This is a genomic window from Desulfovibrio oxyclinae DSM 11498 (genome assembly GCF_000375485.1).
Lineage (GTDB): Bacteria > Desulfobacterota > Desulfovibrionia > Desulfovibrionales > Desulfovibrionaceae > Pseudodesulfovibrio > Pseudodesulfovibrio oxyclinae.
In genome coordinates this window covers 105,831-120,933 of record NZ_AQXE01000007.1, presented here as the reverse complement: position 1 = coordinate 120,933, position 15,103 = coordinate 105,831, and the positions used below count along the sequence as shown (strand labels likewise).

Genomic DNA, 15,103 nt, shown 5'->3' with positions numbered 1-15,103 from the left:
TAGTGTCGGGCGCATGGAAGAAGAATCCCACTCCAAACCCCTCAAGCCCGGTCCGCACGGCGAGTGGCTGGAGGTCCCGCCACATCTGCCGCAGGGCCGCCGAAGCCTGTCACGAGCCGAGGCGCGCCGGTTCGAACTGGTCCTGCTTTCACGGGAGGTGCCGCATCGCATCAAGCGACTCCGTCCTGATGAAGGCGGCGGCTGGACCATCATGGTCCGTCCCGGCCTGCTGGAGACGGCGGTGGACGAAATCGAAAGCTACATCGAAGAGAATCGCCCGAGACTGTTCCGCTCGCTGGTGGACCCGGACCTGCCGCCGAAGACCGGCGCACAGGCCACAGTGGCGGTCATGTTCTGCCTGCTGATGTTCCATGCGCTCACCCTGCGCGCGTTTCCGGATTTCGACCTCTACGCGGGCGACTGGACGCGACTGGGCAGCGCCGACGCGGCCCGGATTCTGGGCGGCCAGTGGTGGCGGGCTGTCACCGCGCTGACCCTGCACGGTGACTGGGCGCACGTCACTGCCAATGCGCTCATCGGCGGCACCCTGTGCTGGCTCTGCTGCCGCCGCATCGGCACCGGCGCGGCGTGGCTGGGCGTGGTGCTAGGCGGCACGGCGGGCAACTTCGTCAACGCTTATGTGCTCGGCGCGCCGCACGACGCGGTGGGGTTCTCCACCGCGGTATTCGCCGCCGCCGGGATGCTCTCCGGCGCGCGCCCCTTCGCGGAACGCGCCGACCCGGACAGTCCGTTTCCCGAGCGCTTCGGTAGGCTACTGCGCGAAGCCTTCGTTCCCCTCGCGGCCGGACTGGGACTGCTGGCCATGCTCGGCTCGGGCAATGCTGACGGGCGCACCGATCTGGGCGCGCACCTGTTCGGCTTCGCCTGCGGGCTGCCTCTTGGCATTCTGGCCGGATGGCTCAGAAGGCGCGGCATACGCTTCGAAGGGCATGACCTGCTGCCCGGCACGGTGGCCTTCGCGCTTCCGGCGCTCTGTTGGTATCTGGCCTTCACCGCAGGCTGAGAAAGCGCGGCGTTGCATAATCCCAAAATAATGCTATCTTTCCCGAACCATATATTACCGCAACTCGGGAAGCAGCCATGTCCGACATAGAACTGAAAAACGTAAACGTGGTCCTCGGCGGCTCTACCATTCTGGAGAACGTGAGTCTCGAAGTGGAGCACGGGGACTATATTGCGGTCCTCGGCCCCAACGGAGGCGGTAAATCCACTCTGCTCAAGGTCATGCTCGGACTCATCGAGCCGGATTCCGGCACGGTGCGCATTCTGGATCTGCCCCCCGGCGAAGCTGGCGGGCGCATCGGCTATCTGCCGCAATACACACACGTTTCCCCGTCATTTCCCATCACGGTGCTTGAAGCCGTCCGCATGGGACTGGTCTCCCCCGGACGCGGCATGTTCGGCCTGAACAGAAACGGCGACGAGGCCAAGCGCGCCATGCAGGCCCTTGAGCGCGTGGGCATGGAGCAGCACGCGGGCAAACGGGTCAGCGATCTTTCCGGTGGACAGAAGCAACGCACGTTCATTGCGCGGGCTCTCGTCTCCGATCCCGAGATACTGCTGCTGGACGAACCCACCTCCAGCGTGGATTCCCGAAACCGCGTGCATCTTTTCGACCTGCTGGCCGAACTGAACAAAGAGATGACCGTGGTGATGGTCAGCCATGACATCTCGGCCGTGGCTACCAGCGTCAAATCCATCGCCTGCGTCAACCGGACCCTGCACTTCCACCCCGCCCCGGCCATCACCAGCGACATGGTGAACCTGTCCTACGGCGGCGAAGACAGCTGTTGCCCCGTGGAACTGGTGACGCACGGCGACATCCCCCACCGCGTCCTTCTCAAGCACGATCAGGATTGAACATGGAACTCCTCGACGCCCTGCAATTCGAATTTTTCCGCAACGCCCTGACGGCGGGCTTGCTCGCAAGCGTCCTGTGCGGCGTGATCGGCTCACTGGTGGTGGTGAACAGACTGGTATTTCTGGCGGGAGGCGTAGCCCATGCCGCATACGGCGGCGTGGGACTCGCGGTGCTGCTGGGGCTGCCCGTACTGCCTGTCACATCCTGCTTCGCGGTGCTGGCGGCCATGATCATGGCCATGGTCACACTCAAGGTGAAGGAACGCTCGGACACGGTCATCGGCGTCATCTGGGCGGCCGGAATGGCCTTTGGGGTAATCCTTCTGGATGTGGCGCCGGGCTACAACGTGGATCTGATGAGCTACCTTTTCGGCAGCATCATGGCCGTGGCACACGCGGATATCTGGCTCATGGGCCTGCTGGCCGCCTTGGTTCCGGTGGTGGTCTTCACGTGGTTCCGGGGCTTCGCCACCATGAGCTTCGACGAGGATTTCGCCCGGGCCAGAGGGCTGCCCGTGGACTTCCTGTACTACCTGCTCATCGGCATGGTGGCGCTGTGCGTGGTGACGCTGATTCGCGTGGTGGGGCTTATTCTGGTCATCGCCATGCTGACCATCCCGCCCTTCATCGCGGAACGGCGGGCGCGCTCGCTTGGCAGCATGATGATCACGGCCACCCTGCTGGGGGCCGTATTCTGTCTGACGGGTCTGGCGCTCGCCTACTGGTTCGACCTGACCTCGGGCGCGGCGATCATTGCCGTTGCGGCCACCGCGTTTTTCCTGTCGCTGGCACTGCCCGAAAAGAGGAGTGTCACTCCTCCAGCCAGTTCCTGAGCCTGGTCTGCATTTCGGATTCGACCATTCCCTCCACGCGGACAAGGTCGGGCTTGGCCCGCGCGAACCAGACGGTGACCACGCTGCCGGGCCTGAGCTGCTGCCAGTAGGCCTCTTTCATGATCACCTTTTCGGTGCGGGTGTAGCCGTCGTTATCCACGTACTTGAAGGTAATCGTGTGCCACGGCGTTTCGAAGGAGGTGCTGGTGCTGCTTTTTTCCTTGAGCAGCACCTCGCCTGTGGTCTTGGTCTCGCCAAGCAGCCTGACCCGCTCTTCGCGGATCATCTGGTACGGGACCTTGTAAAGCAGCCACAGGAACAAAAGCGTCAGCCCCACTGCCAGAAAAAGCTGGATGCCTTTCTTGAGCCGGATACTGAACGAAAGCGAAGGGTCGAGCATTTGCTTGAACATGGATGTTATCTACCCGAGGTCGTGGCGGACTTGCAAGCAGGATATGCATCAAACGGCTTGCCTTCCGACTGCTTGTGCGTAAGATTGGCGCCCCGGAGAAGCCAATGCCCAATACCATACATCTCATAGAACGAACCATCGGCCGCATGTCCGCCATTGTCCGGCGCGACGAAGCTCATGAAGCCCTGCGCAGCCTCGGAGAGGATCCCAAGGCCGACAGACTAGGCTGGTGGGTGCTGGCCTGCGGCGAAGCGTTCGATCCCGACGACTTCGAACAGCGTGAAGCCGCTCGGGAGCGTCTGCTCGACGAGCTGCAGGCCAAGGGCGTGGTTCTGCCCGAATATATCTGGGTCTGGGACGAACAGCCCAGGGCTCAACTGGTCATCACCTCGCTGCCCAGCGAGGAGCGCGCACAGCGGGTTGCCGAACACCTTCGCAAAAAAGGGCTCGAAATCCGGGTGCGCCGCGAGGACTTCTGATCCTTTCCTAACCGGTCAGTCCCAGCGACTGAACCTCTTCTTCCAGACGTTCCATACGCACCGGCTTGGTGATGAAGGAAACGGCCTTTCCGTGAATGAAGGCCCGCGATGCCGTCTCGTCGTCATCCAGTGCGGTGGTAATGATGACATGCACCTGATCCTCTTCGGAAATCTCGGCCTTGCGCTCAACTTCTCGCAGCGTTTCCAGCGTCTGCTGACCGTTCATGCCCGGGAGCATGATGTCCAGCACCACCAGATCGAACGGCTTTCCGTCATTATGGGCCTGCTCGAAAAGGGTAACCGCTTCCTCTCCGGTTTCCACGCAGGCGCATTCGCCCCACTGCTGCATGACCATACGCAGGAATTCACGTGTGACCATGGTGTCTTCCACCACCAGTGTTCGAAGTGTATTGCTCATGTCGAGATCAGCCTCCTTGCAGAAACGGTTGCAGTTCGGCCACGGATTCGAAAAGGAAATGATCCACCAGGTGACAGATCACATGCCCCGCGGCAATGTGGATTTCCTGAATGACGGGGGTATCTCCGCAGGGGACCTGAATGAGATAGTCGCTCGCCGCCATCATGTCGCCCCCGTTCTGGCCGGTCATGCCGATGGTGGTGACATCGCGGTTTCTGGCTTCCCTCAGCGCGCGCAGAACATTGGCGCTGGTGCCGGAGGTGGACATCCCCACCAGCACGTCGCCCGGACGGGCAAGAGCCTGCACCTGCTTTTCAAAGACCAGGTCAAAGGAATAATCGTTCCCCACGGCAGTGAGGATGGATGTGTCGGTAGTCAGGGCCAATCCGGGAAGCGGTGGCCGCTCCATCTTGAAACGGTTGACGAACTCTGCGGCCAGATGCTGGCTGTCTGCGGCGCTGCCGCCATTACCGCAGAACATGACCTTGCCCCCGCGGGCAAGGCTCACTGCGATTGCGCGGGCCACGTCCACCATCTGCTCGGCCTTGGTCTGGAAGAACTGCTCCCGGACCTCAAGGCCCAACTTGGCGTGATCCATGACCTTTTTTAGCGCGGATTCGGACATATCTATACCTCGTAAGGGTCGGCTTCGGTTTTCAAGAGTTCCAAGAGATAATGCAAAAAACACTGCCACGCAATACCGGTCGGGCAACCTTCCTGAAAAGGACTTCCGAAGCGCAAGGATTTCCGGTATGTGACCCGGACGCAAATTTTCAGGAGTCAATCATGAGCGAAAACAGTACGGCAACCGTAAGACTGACCATATCCTGCGCCGACCGCCCGGGCATCGTGGCCGCCGTGAGCGGCTTCCTCCAGCAGCGCGGCTTCAACATCGTCCATTCGGACCAGCACTCCACCGACCCCGAAGGCGGCGCATTTTTCATGCGCAACGAATTCCTGCTCCCGTCGCGGGACGAAAGCCTTTTCGAAAGGGTCAAGGAAGAGTTTCAGGCCGAAGTTGCGGACCCGTTCGGCATGTCCTGGAACATGCATCCGGCATGGAAGCGCCGCAAGACGGCGATTCTTGTTTCCAAGCTGGACCATGCCCTCATGGAACTGCTCTGGCGCTTCCGCCGCGGGGAACTGGAGACCGACATAACCATGGTGGTGAGCAACCACGAAGACCTGCGCCAGTCGGTGGAGAGCTTCGGGGTGCCCTTCCACCACGTGCCGGTGGGCAAGCGCCTGCGCGCCAAGGTGGCGGCCGAGGACATCATTCTCGACCACATGAAGGGACAGGCCGACCTGGTGGTGCTTGCGCGCTATATGCAGATTCTCACGCCAGAATTCGTCAGCCACTATCCGGGCCGGATCATCAACATCCATCACTCGTTCCTGCCCGCGTTCGTGGGGGCCGACCCTTACCGCAGGGCCTTTGAGCGCGGCGTGAAGCTCGTGGGCGCAACCGCGCACTATGTTACGGAAGAACTGGATCAGGGCCCGATCATCGAACAGGACGTAATCCGCGTGAACCACAACCACACCGTGGAAGACCTCAAGCGGCACGGCGCGGACATCGAACGCCACGTCCTCGCAAGGGCCGTGCGCTGGCACCTTGAAGACCGCGTCATCGTGCACGGCAACAAAACAATCGTCTTCAAACGGTAACGGAAAAGAGTCGAACGACTATTCGGACGGCGCCGGGGCAGCCTCGGCGCCGTTTTCTTCGCTGCCGCCCACGCCGTAGAGCGCGAGAATCTCGCCGAGGCGGTTCTTGAGATTGGTGGTGGTACGTGCAACCTGCGGCAGGTTGACCAGCACCATGATGTCGATACGCAGGCCGCCGCCGGTCCAGAGCTCACGGATTTTCTCCAGCAATTCGCCGGAAATCTGCAACTGTTTCACTATCTCCATCAGCTGTGAGGCCGTGCGTGGCTTGAACAGCAGCATCCCCTCACGGGTGGTGTCGCGCCCGAAAAGTTTGGAACGACGCAACTTGCCCAGCCCCAGCTCCGCGAGCGCGTCCACGTCTTTCTGGGCGACGCGCTTTGCCCGCGCGCTGCGGACCGTGACCTTGCCGCCTTCGCCCGAGGCCCTGTCGCGCAGGATGTACATGAAGTGGTGTTCAAGCACGAAGAACAGCACGTGCTCCAGAGCGGACGAGTTGAAATTTCTGGCAAGCGGCTCGATGCGCTTGGTTTCGCCCGGAATGAACTTCTCCAAAGCCTGAAAGAGGTTCTGCGCCGTGATGCCGATGGCCAGCGCCGCCCCTACGCCGACGGACATGATCTGATCATAAAGGAACCGGAAGTCCTCATCGCGCTGTTTCCGCTCTTCCCGCGTCCCTTTCTCATTACCGGACTTGGACTCCATCACTCGCTTGACGTAGGCGTCGGCAAACTCCTGCGCCACCGGATCCATGCAGACGATCCGGGCGGTATTGACGTAATCCTTCTCGCGCGTCTCGCTCTCGGGCATGTAATCCTGAAGCCCCTTGGTGAGCGAGTTCTGCACCAGCTTGGCCTTGCGACGCTCCTTGAACCCGGCGTCGGTCAGCTCGTACATCTTCTGGATGCGCGTTTTCTCGATCTTCTTGGTAGTGGGATTCAGCTTGGCGAGCACTTCGTCGAGCATGAACCGCAGCACGAGAAACTTACTCTCCTTGGAAAGGTCGTAACGTTTGTTGTCGACCATCTCCTTGAAGGCCTCATGCACGCGGCTGGAGACGAACTGCTCCATGAACGCGTTCCAGAAGCGGTGATCCAGCTCGTATTCCTCAATGAGCGAGCTGTATTCCCGGAGCGAGCCTTGCCCGAAATACCGAAGGACCATTTCCTCGAAGTTGTCGGTGATGAGCGCCATGGCGTAGACGATGCCCTGCACCGTCTTGACCAGCAGCCCTTCGGTGCGCTGAAGCTCTGCCGCCAGTTTGGGAAGGGAGTCCGTATCACCGCTGAGTTCCGCCTTTTCATGACGGGAGACGGCGACCATGAAGGCGTTGCTCACTTTCTGGATGTAGTCGTATCCGGGATGGCGGCCCCGATTGCACATCAGGGCGATGACACTGTTCTGCTGCGCCGCAAGAAGAGGAAATTCGTTGATGTTGCCGTGGTTGACGCGAATGAATTCCATAAGGAATTCGCGTTCGGTGACCTCACGGAGAGAAGACCGCTCCTTGAGATTGCGAAGCTTCTTTCTGTAAGCGGCAAGTCGCTGCGTTTTGTTCAGGCTCTGTCCCGAGTCTTTGGCGTTGTCTTGTGTCATGCGCTGCAGTGTCCGGTCGTAGGGTGGTATATGGCTACCAATACGTCATATTTTCCGCCAATGCAAAGCCCTGCTTGACCAATGTTGCGCGTCGAGGCAAACAAGAAGCGTGATCATCTGCAACAAATGCGGCTCACCCAACGAAGACTCCGCCAGATTCTGTGCGAAGTGCCGCAAGAAAATCCAGTCTTCATGGTCTCCGCCCCCGGAGACCGCAGCCTTCAGGCCTCTGGACTCCTTTCGTCCGTCCAGGCTTTCCGGCGCTCAACGCCGGGAGTTTGCCCGGATGGTGGAGGCTTGGGTCTACGCGCTCATCCTGCTGTTTTCCGCGGTTGCCTGCCAGCTGAAAGGTCAGTGGTGGCCCATGTGGGTCGTGCTTGCCGTGGTTGGGCTTGCCGCCCTCGTCAGGCTTCGCTGATCACTGCCCCTGCCGCGTGGCGTTGTCCTGTTCCAGTGCCTCGCGAAGATCCTCGTCCAGAAGCTGCGGTATGGGCTTGTCCCAGAACTCGTCGGCCTTGCGCTGATCGGCTTCCTTTTCCGCGCAGCAGGTGACGGGAGCGTATACGGGACATTCCGGCGAACTGAATTCCACCAGACCGCAGTTCTCTTCCGGGTCAAACGAATACGGAATGGAACGCGTGATGCGGCGTTTGCTGACGCCCTGCACCTTCACGAACTTGCTGCCCACTCCGCAATAGAACTTGGTCTCCTTGTTGGCGTAGAAGACGCTGTAGATGTAGAGCCCGTCCTTGATCTTGCCGACGAGATTGAACTCGTTGGGATCCTTGCAAAGCATCCGGGAAAGAACGTTGCGGCAGATGCAGAAATCCATCTCGTCCACGCCCCCGGCGCGGGCCGGAACGGCGAACAGCAGGCAGAAAATGAAGGTCAACGCGGCAGTTCTGATCATGAGTCGTCCATATCGGTAAGAAAGAGCTGGAAACCGTCGGAACTGTCGGTCTCGCACTGCTCCCGGCAGCCCACACACTGGTAGCTGCCGTCCTTGATGTACCAGACCGCCCGATCCGAGCACTCACAGTTGAAATACTCGTAGACCGAGTCGGCCACGGCTCCGCGGTAACGGCGGTAGCCTTCCTTTTTGATGTATTCGACAAATTTCATTGCAGTCGCGCTCCAGCGGCGCACCGTACAGGACTCATCGGACGATGGGCAAGCGAAGATTAGGGGGACGGGGCAAGAAGTCCCTCCATCAGCCTGTCCACGGCGGCCAGACGAACGGAAAGCGGTCGGGATTCGGCCACGTAGTCGCGAAGTTCGGAAGGGAAAGGCCGCACAGCGTCCAGCACGTTCCGGAACTGATCAACCGTGTCGAAGACGAGCTCCTGCGGCAAAAGGTCCGTTGCACCGGGGAAATGATGGACGATCGGCCTGACGCCGCGGGCCATGGCCAGATACAAAAGATCGTCCGAGGTGGCGCCGCATGCGGTGTGCAGGAAGAATTCCTTGTCTTCCAGCCAGTGGAAGAGGCTGCGGACCTTGCCCTCCACGTGAATTCTGTTGGAAAGCCCCATGGACGCGATGAGATTGTCGGAATAAAGGGCCAACTCCATTCGCTCCCGCTCATTGCCTGCATACTCACCCGCAACGTGCAGGCTCAGGCCCGGATCGAACGATGCCGCGGCAAAGCATTGAAGAGCCAACGGGTAATTGGCGAAATAGCAGAGGTCATTGACGAACCCCATCTTTCCCGTGGGGTCGAACCGTTCGCGCGGCGGCACATGGTCCATGTCGATGCCGGTGGGCAGTATGTGTATGTCCACACGCGAGGCGATGTCGGACACGGTGAAGCGCAGCAGATCCACCAGATAGGAAGAAGTCACGCACAGTGCGTCCACGTTATCCCAGTTGACCACCGTGGCCAGCGTGGTGTGGACCTCGAATCCGCGCAGCAGCGCCACGAGCTTTCCCCGCCGGGGCAGGCAGGAGACGGCAGCGGCCACGTCCTGCACGCAATCGAGAAAAGCGACGTCGGCCCATTCAAGCGCGCCTACCACCGCGTCCATGTCGGTGCCCGGCACGCAACGCAGATCGAAATCCTTTTCAAGGTGATCGTAGATGGAGTCATAGGCCCGGTGCCACTTCTCCTGCATGAGAAAAACAACTTTCGCACTCATACCATGATTCGATACAGGTCCTCCCCATTCAGGTAAAGGGGAACTCATTATAATCTCCTAGGATAGGCCAAGAAAAACGAAGGCGAGAACCGAGGCGAGGACCACCATCTCGGGCACGAAGAACAGGCCGTCTTCTGAGCCGCCCACACGCCTGTTCAAAACACGGTAACGCCACGCGGCAAAACCGATGCACGCCGGCCCTGCCAGCAGGGATACGACCCCCATGACACCGAGCCCCGCCGCAGCCTCGCCCGCCACACCGAATCCGAGCCGGAGTTTTTCCAGCAACACCCCGACGCCCATGACCGCAAGCCCGGTGCGGCACCAGGCCAGAAAGGTCCGCTTGTTGGCAAGGTCAGTGCGGATACGGGCAAATTCATTGCGTTCCCTTGCCAGCTCCAGTTGCTCCTGTGCTCGTTCCATCACCCCTCCCCCGAAACCTGCGCCCCGCGCAGGATGTTCAATCGGTTGTTGACATACGCCGCCGGTCCCNTTCAAATACACTCAAACAATTATTTGAATACGCTATGAAAATTCCGTTTATAAAACAATCCACCATCGACTACTGGCATGAAGCGCGCAAAACCGGGCTTGGGCTGTTTGGATTCATCCACGGCTACATCTACGGTCGCTGGCCCTACCGTTACATCGGTCTTGTTCACAACAAGTATCCTGTCTGGAAATACGTGGCCGCGCCGTTCGTTTTTCTCATCGACCGTCACAGCCCGTTCAGACCCGGCAGCGACAGCCAGCCCGGCGATCCAAAGCAGAAACGCCCAAGCTTTGCGGACACCTATCACGGCAAGCCGCTGCCCCTTGAAGAGGCCGAAAAGCTGGTCAGGCTCGACGTTGCGGTGGATACCACCATGCCCGAGCAGGTCATCCCCTACACCCGGGCCCGCGATATCATACTTGAAGCGGGTGACAAAATCACGGTATTGGATTGTCCGTGCCGCGCTACCGCGCCTGATCCATGCCAGCCGCTGGACGTGTGTCTGATCATCGGCTCGCCCATGGCGGACTTCATTCTGGAGCACCATCCGGAACACGCCAGAAGGATAGACGCGGACGAGGCCGTGCGCATCCTGAGACAGTGCAATGCACGTGGCAACGTCTCCCACGCTTTTTTCAAGGACGTGATGCTCGGACGCTTCTATGCCATCTGCAACTGCTGCTCCTGCTGCTGCGGAGCCATGAAGGCCCAGCGCAACGGCGTGGAGATGCTCTGTTCGTCGGGCTATCTGGCCGAAGTGGATCCCGACAAATGTGTCGGATGCGGCGAATGCGCACGATACTGCCAGTTCAAGGCCATAGGCTTTCGCGAACGCAAGGCGTTTATCCGCGAGGACCGTTGCCTTGGCTGCGGCGTGTGCACCAACAAATGCTCCAAAACCGCACTCACTCTGCGCGAGGCGCCCGAAAAAGGCACGCCGCTTCGCATCGACAAACTCCGGGAGGAAGCCGAATGCAACTGAACGAATTTCTCGTGAAAGCCCGCAAGGCCGCAGGCGAAGCGACGCTCTCCGAGCGAACGGAAATACCCTCGGGTGGGAACGAATTCCGTTTCGAAGACGGCGAAATGACGCTCGTGGAGCACCGCTTCGGACACCGCTCGCTTGATGGACGCATGATCATTTACCGCGACGACATCCCGGTGTGGGCCATGTCCTACCACGGCCGGGTGCTGACCAGCATTCCGGAGCCGGATGAAATCCATGCCTTTTTGCAAAAAGCGCTGGCCGCTTTTACCGATTCGCAACCTCTTCGCGGTCCGGACTACATCGCAGACGGCAACTGGTCCTACGAGCAGGACACCGAAGGCGATCTGAACGCCTTTCAGGGAGAGGAAAGCGTCTTCTTCAAGGGCATCCGCTGCTTCAGCCTACAGTTTCTCGGCGGCGTCATAGACTGACGCACCGAACACCTATTTGCCGAGCGCCTTGATCACGGCGGCGAAGTCCTCTTCTCCGAAGCCTTCCTTGAGGGCGCGCTCATATTGGAAGCGCACCGTGGTCGAGGCCGGGATGTCCGCGCCCGTGTCGAACGCGGTTTCGAGCACGAATCCCAGATCCTTGTCCATATGCATGAGCGGGAACTGCGCTGGATAGGTGTCTGAAAGATACATGTCGCGCTTGAGCTGATAGAGCATGTTCGACAGCGGTCCGCCGAGCACCACGTCGAGCAGCTGCTGGCGGCTGAGTCCGCCCTTTTCGCCGAAGTGCAGCATCTCGGAAAGACCATGCATCATGACTCCGAGCAGCAGGTTCACGCTCATCTTCATCATGGAGCCGGCCCCTGCTTCGCCACAGTGAACGGTTTTGCTGCCCATGGCGTCGAAGGCGGGCTGCATGAACGAGACATCCCCTGCATCGCCGCCGGCGAGAATGACCAGCGTGCCGTCCTCGGCAGGCTTCTTGGAGCCGGAGACCGGCGCATCCATGAAACGCACCCCCTGTTCCTTCAGCCGCTTCGCCAGCCCGCGCGAATACGCCGGAGAAACAGTGCTCATATTCACGAACAGCTTGCCTTCAAGCTCCTGTGCGGCGCCGTCCTGACCCAAAAGGACATCATCCACCGCTTCGGGACCGGTCAGCATGGCAACGGCGCAATCCGCATCCTTTACGGCCTCGGCCGGTGACGTGGCAGCTTCTGCACCGCGTCCCGCCAAGGCAGCCTCAGGACCTTTCGAGCGATTCCAGACGGTTACTGTGTGTCCGTGTTCAACAAGATTGGCCGCCATGCGGCTACCCATGATGCCGAGTCCGAGAAATCCAATTTTCATGGCAAATGCTCCCTGTTGGGGTTTTTACCTTTTAATATACATACCTCCGCGGGACGCAACAACCCGCTCTTGCCCGCGCCGCAACATTTCGCTACGTTGCCACACCACATTACGCAGGGGGTTACGCATGACGGAAGATCAGATTCGCAAACATATTTATACAGTGGTCATGAACAAGGTGCAGGAACAGGATGAGTCGCGCCGCAAGGAGGCGCTTCAGGAGTTCATGACTGTCACCGCCACCGCAACGGGCGACGTGACCGCCGAGAAGGTGGCCGAGATGGTGCCGCCGCTCATGGAAAACCTGTACGACAAATGGATCGGCATGTTCATCGACCGGCTTCTGGAAACGGCCCCGCGCGACGCGCTGCAACTGCTCTGCGACGGCACGCAGGACAACGACGCGGCCCTGCTGTTGGCCTACATCATGTTCCTTGAGTCCGAACGCATGGAAGAGCAGACAGACAAGGACCTGCGCGAATACGGTCGTGAAATGTCCGGTACCGACGAGATGGGTGACATCGCCGCCGATTACATCCGTTCCCGCATGGCCGCCATGGCCGACAAGGCCCAGAACAAGCAATAGTCTTCACGCAAAAATAAAGAGCCGCTCCCACATACGGGGCGGCTCTTTTCTGTAGATGCCTGTGTTTTCTAAATGACCATGTTGGCGTAAAGTTCGTCCAGAATCACGTCCTTATCGAACGGTTTGACGATGTAGCAGGTTGCATAGGTGTCGAAGAAAGCCTTGCTGACATTCCTGCTGTCCGCAAGCGAGGTGATCATCACCAGATTGAAGCCGTTCGCCCCGCCATTCGCATCTTCCTCCCTGAGTCTCTCAGCCACCTCATGCCCATCCATTCCCGGCATGAGTATGTCCATGAAAACAGCCTCATAAGGTCTGCCTTCCGCAACAGCCTTGCGAAACATGGACAGAGCCTCAGCCCCGGAAAGGGCCGACTCGCAGGAAGCGTAAGGCTTGAGAATGTTTTTGAGATACAGGTGAATCGACTCGTCATCGTCCACAATGAGAAAACGCATTCACTTCCTCCCCGACAGTTAACCGAAAATAGAAACTCACATATCTATCAACTAACACAGCCCGACGTCTGTGACAACGCCGGGCTGAATATTATTCGGTCAATCTGTTTATTATTCGCGATACTAAACGTCCATTCCCCACTTTTTGAGGGCAGCCATGCCGCCTCTGATGGTCACCGCGTCCTTGACACCCTTGTGATCCAGCATGACCTGCGCCTCGTAGGCTCGGGCACCGGTGTTGCAGACGAGCACGACGGTCTTGTCCTCGGGGATTTCCGAGAAGCGCTTGTAAATCTCGCCCTGCGGGATGTTGCACCAGTGTTCAGGGTGTTTTTCCATGAGCGGCTCCGCGTCCGGGGCTTCGCGACAATCAAGGAAGCAATAGTCGCCGGAGTCGCGCTGTTCCCAGAGCTTTTCGAACCCTTCCGGTCCCACGCCGCGGTTCAGGCCGCGCTCGGCATTGTCAGCCATGTTCGCCACGGAGTTGAGCACGTCCATGGCCGAGGAGAACGGCGGGGCGTAGGCCAGCTCCATGGTGGAGAGTTCGTCGATGGTCAGGCCGAATTTCATGGCCGCGGCCACGGCGTTGATACGACCGACCATGGCGTCCCCGGCGTTGCCGAAGCCCTGAATGCCTAGCACCTTGCGGGTGCCTTTCTCGTAGACCAGTTCAAGGGTCATGAGGTCCTTGCTGGGGTAGAAATGCGCCCGGTCGAGAGAGACCAGCAGCACGCTGGCGGCGTCGAGTCCGGCAGCCTTGGCGCTTTCGAGGCTCAGGCCGGTTCCGGCCAGCGAGGTCTCGAAGGTCTTGACCACGAAAGAGCCGAGCACGCCGTCGAATTTCGAGGAGCCGCCAGCGAGGTTGTCGCCCACGACGCGCCCCTGCCTGTTGGCCATGGAGCCAAGCGGCAGAAAAGCGGGCTGCCCGGTGACGAGGTTCTTCACCACCACGCAGTCGCCGCCGGAGAAAATGGCCGGATCGGTGGTGCGCATGGTCTCGTCCACCACGATGCCGCCGCGCTCGTTGCACTCCAGCCCGGCATCGCGCGCAAGGCCGTCATTGGGGACCACGCCCACGGAAATGATGACGCATTCGGCCTCCACGGTGCGCTTGTCGGTCACCACGCGCTGCACGCGACCGTCTCCCTCCAGGGCCTTGACGGTCTCGCCAAGGTGAAACTGCACGCCCTGCTCTTCCATGTGCTCCTGCGTCATGCGAGCCATTTCGGGGCTCACCAGACGCGGCATGATCTGATCGAAGATTTCGAAGACAGTGGTATCCACGCCCCAGAGGTCCGTGAACGCCTCTGCCATTTCGAGGCCGATGAATCCGGCGCCGACCACGACCGCATTGTTGACCTCACCTTTGGCGATGGCCTCCTTGATGGCCACGGCGTCGTGCGGATTGGAAACGTAATGTACGCCCTTGAGGTCCTCGCCCGGCAGGTTCAGCTTGCGCGGGGTGGCTCCGGTGGCGATGACGAGCTGGTCGTATTCCAGTTCCCCGGACTCCCCGGTTGCCAGATTCTTGTATTTGACCTTCCTGGCATCGCGATCGATCTCCACGGCGCGGGTGCGGGGCATGACGTCCACCCCTTTCACATCCTTGAAGAATTGCACGTCGCGAACCATATGAAAACTGGTGGTGCGCAGCTCCTGCTCGTCCGCCACTTCGCCGGAGACATAGTAGGGAATGCCGCATCCGCCATACGAAATGACGTCGCTCTCGTCGAGCATGGTCACTCGGGAGCCGGGTTCAAGCCTCTTGAAGCGGCAGGCGGCCTTGGGACCGAGAGCCACCGCACCGATGACAACTACATGTTGGGACATATCTGCTCCATCCGTTTTAACGGTTTGG

General features: G+C 59.9%; 20 protein-coding genes. 9 read left to right on the top strand and 11 right to left on the bottom strand.

Annotated elements, in window-relative coordinates; all coding sequences use genetic code 11:
- Positions 1-13 precede the first annotated feature (13 nt).
- The 3 genes from B149_RS16835 (at position 14) to B149_RS0109120 (ending at position 2,714) form a co-directional block, all read left to right on the top strand.
- Positions 14-1,024 carry a rhomboid family intramembrane serine protease gene (locus tag B149_RS16835; RefSeq protein ID WP_018124883.1) on the top strand — a complete coding sequence of 337 codons (1,011 nt, stop codon included), beginning with the start codon at positions 14-16 and terminating at the stop codon, positions 1,022-1,024.
- A 77-nt stretch (positions 1,025-1,101) separates the two neighbouring features.
- Positions 1,102-1,881 (top strand): metal ABC transporter ATP-binding protein, encoded by a 780-nt coding sequence (locus B149_RS0109125; protein WP_018124882.1) that lies wholly within the window; start codon positions 1,102-1,104, stop codon positions 1,879-1,881.
- 2 nt (positions 1,882-1,883) lie between these two features.
- On the top strand, positions 1,884-2,714 hold the full coding sequence (locus tag B149_RS0109120) for a metal ABC transporter permease (RefSeq protein ID WP_018124881.1): 831 nt from the start codon (positions 1,884-1,886) through the stop codon (positions 2,712-2,714).
- On the opposite strand, the gene B149_RS0109115 is transcribed toward B149_RS0109120, so the two are convergent.
- On the bottom strand, positions 2,692-3,126 hold the full coding sequence (locus tag B149_RS0109115) for a DUF3592 domain-containing protein (RefSeq protein ID WP_018124880.1): 435 nt from the start codon (positions 3,124-3,126) through the stop codon (positions 2,692-2,694). The two genes, B149_RS0109120 and B149_RS0109115, sit on opposite strands and share 23 nt — an antisense overlap.
- Positions 3,127-3,230: 104 nt before the next feature.
- Between B149_RS0109115 and B149_RS16830 the strand changes: the two genes are divergently transcribed.
- Entirely contained in the window at positions 3,231-3,605 is a 375-nt protein-coding gene (locus tag B149_RS16830) for a hypothetical protein (RefSeq protein ID WP_018124879.1), read from the top strand.
- A gap of 7 nt (positions 3,606-3,612) precedes the next feature.
- On the opposite strand, the gene B149_RS0109105 is transcribed toward B149_RS16830, so the two are convergent.
- The gene (locus B149_RS0109105) at positions 3,613-4,023 is read right to left on the bottom strand and encodes a response regulator (protein ID WP_018124878.1); all 411 of its coding nucleotides are present in this window, start codon (positions 4,021-4,023) and stop codon (positions 3,613-3,615) included.
- Between the two features lie 7 nt (positions 4,024-4,030).
- Entirely contained in the window at positions 4,031-4,648 is a 618-nt protein-coding gene (locus B149_RS0109100; protein WP_018124877.1) for a D-sedoheptulose 7-phosphate isomerase, read from the bottom strand.
- Between the two features lie 161 nt (positions 4,649-4,809).
- On the opposite strand from B149_RS0109100, the gene purU reads away from it, so the two are divergent.
- Positions 4,810-5,691 (top strand): formyltetrahydrofolate deformylase, encoded by an 882-nt coding sequence (gene purU / locus B149_RS0109095; RefSeq protein WP_018124876.1) that lies wholly within the window; start codon positions 4,810-4,812, stop codon positions 5,689-5,691.
- 18 nt (positions 5,692-5,709) lie between these two features.
- On the opposite strand, the gene B149_RS0109090 is transcribed toward purU, so the two are convergent.
- Complete coding sequence (locus tag B149_RS0109090) at positions 5,710-7,287, bottom strand: hypothetical protein (RefSeq protein ID WP_018124875.1); 1,578 nt, start codon at positions 7,285-7,287, stop codon at positions 5,710-5,712.
- A gap of 109 nt (positions 7,288-7,396) precedes the next feature.
- Here B149_RS0109090 and B149_RS0109085 point away from each other — a divergent pair, with 109 nt between their 5' ends.
- Positions 7,397-7,705, top strand: a complete 309-nt coding sequence (locus B149_RS0109085) for a zinc ribbon domain-containing protein (protein WP_018124874.1) — start codon at positions 7,397-7,399, stop codon at positions 7,703-7,705.
- On the opposite strand, the gene B149_RS0109080 is transcribed toward B149_RS0109085, so the two are convergent.
- From B149_RS0109080 to B149_RS18305, 4 genes are read right to left on the bottom strand one after another with little or no spacing between them, the layout of a single operon-like run.
- Positions 7,706-8,197, bottom strand: a complete 492-nt coding sequence (locus tag B149_RS0109080; RefSeq protein WP_018124873.1) for a hypothetical protein — start codon at positions 8,195-8,197, stop codon at positions 7,706-7,708.
- Positions 8,194-8,409: a hypothetical protein gene (locus B149_RS0109075; protein WP_018124872.1), complete on the bottom strand. Its 216-nt coding sequence runs from the start codon at positions 8,407-8,409 to the stop codon at positions 8,194-8,196. The genes B149_RS0109080 and B149_RS0109075 overlap by 4 nt, the downstream gene beginning before the upstream one ends.
- Before the next feature lie 59 nt (positions 8,410-8,468).
- Positions 8,469-9,422, bottom strand: a complete 954-nt coding sequence (locus tag B149_RS0109070) for a glycosyltransferase family protein (RefSeq protein WP_018124871.1) — start codon at positions 9,420-9,422, stop codon at positions 8,469-8,471.
- Between the two features lie 57 nt (positions 9,423-9,479).
- Positions 9,480-9,845, bottom strand: a complete 366-nt coding sequence (locus B149_RS18305) for a YidH family protein (RefSeq protein WP_018124870.1) — start codon at positions 9,843-9,845, stop codon at positions 9,480-9,482.
- Between the two features lie 104 nt (positions 9,846-9,949).
- Here B149_RS18305 and B149_RS0109060 point away from each other — a divergent pair, with 104 nt between their 5' ends.
- Both B149_RS0109060 and B149_RS0109055 read left to right on the top strand, forming a co-directional pair.
- The gene (locus B149_RS0109060) at positions 9,950-10,897 is read left to right on the top strand and encodes a 4Fe-4S binding protein (RefSeq protein WP_018124869.1); all 948 of its coding nucleotides are present in this window, start codon (positions 9,950-9,952) and stop codon (positions 10,895-10,897) included.
- Positions 10,888-11,334 carry a DUF5680 domain-containing protein gene (locus B149_RS0109055; protein WP_018124868.1) on the top strand — a complete coding sequence of 149 codons (447 nt, stop codon included), beginning with the start codon at positions 10,888-10,890 and terminating at the stop codon, positions 11,332-11,334. Before B149_RS0109060 ends, B149_RS0109055 begins: the two co-directional genes overlap by 10 nt.
- A gap of 12 nt (positions 11,335-11,346) precedes the next feature.
- Here the strand turns inward: B149_RS0109055 and B149_RS0109050 are convergent, their stop codons facing one another.
- Positions 11,347-12,204 (bottom strand): NAD(P)-dependent oxidoreductase, encoded by an 858-nt coding sequence (locus B149_RS0109050; protein ID WP_018124867.1) that lies wholly within the window; start codon positions 12,202-12,204, stop codon positions 11,347-11,349.
- 127 nt (positions 12,205-12,331) lie between these two features.
- On the opposite strand from B149_RS0109050, the gene B149_RS0109045 reads away from it, so the two are divergent.
- Positions 12,332-12,790 (top strand): hypothetical protein, encoded by a 459-nt coding sequence (locus tag B149_RS0109045; RefSeq protein WP_018124866.1) that lies wholly within the window; start codon positions 12,332-12,334, stop codon positions 12,788-12,790.
- 68 nt (positions 12,791-12,858) lie between these two features.
- Here the strand turns inward: B149_RS0109045 and B149_RS0109040 are convergent, their stop codons facing one another.
- Complete coding sequence (locus B149_RS0109040) at positions 12,859-13,245, bottom strand: response regulator (protein ID WP_018124865.1); 387 nt, start codon at positions 13,243-13,245, stop codon at positions 12,859-12,861.
- Positions 13,246-13,368: 123 nt separating this feature from the next.
- The gene (locus tag B149_RS0109035) at positions 13,369-15,075 is read right to left on the bottom strand and encodes an FAD-dependent oxidoreductase (protein ID WP_018124864.1); all 1,707 of its coding nucleotides are present in this window, start codon (positions 15,073-15,075) and stop codon (positions 13,369-13,371) included.
- Between the last annotated feature and the right edge of the window lie 28 nt (positions 15,076-15,103).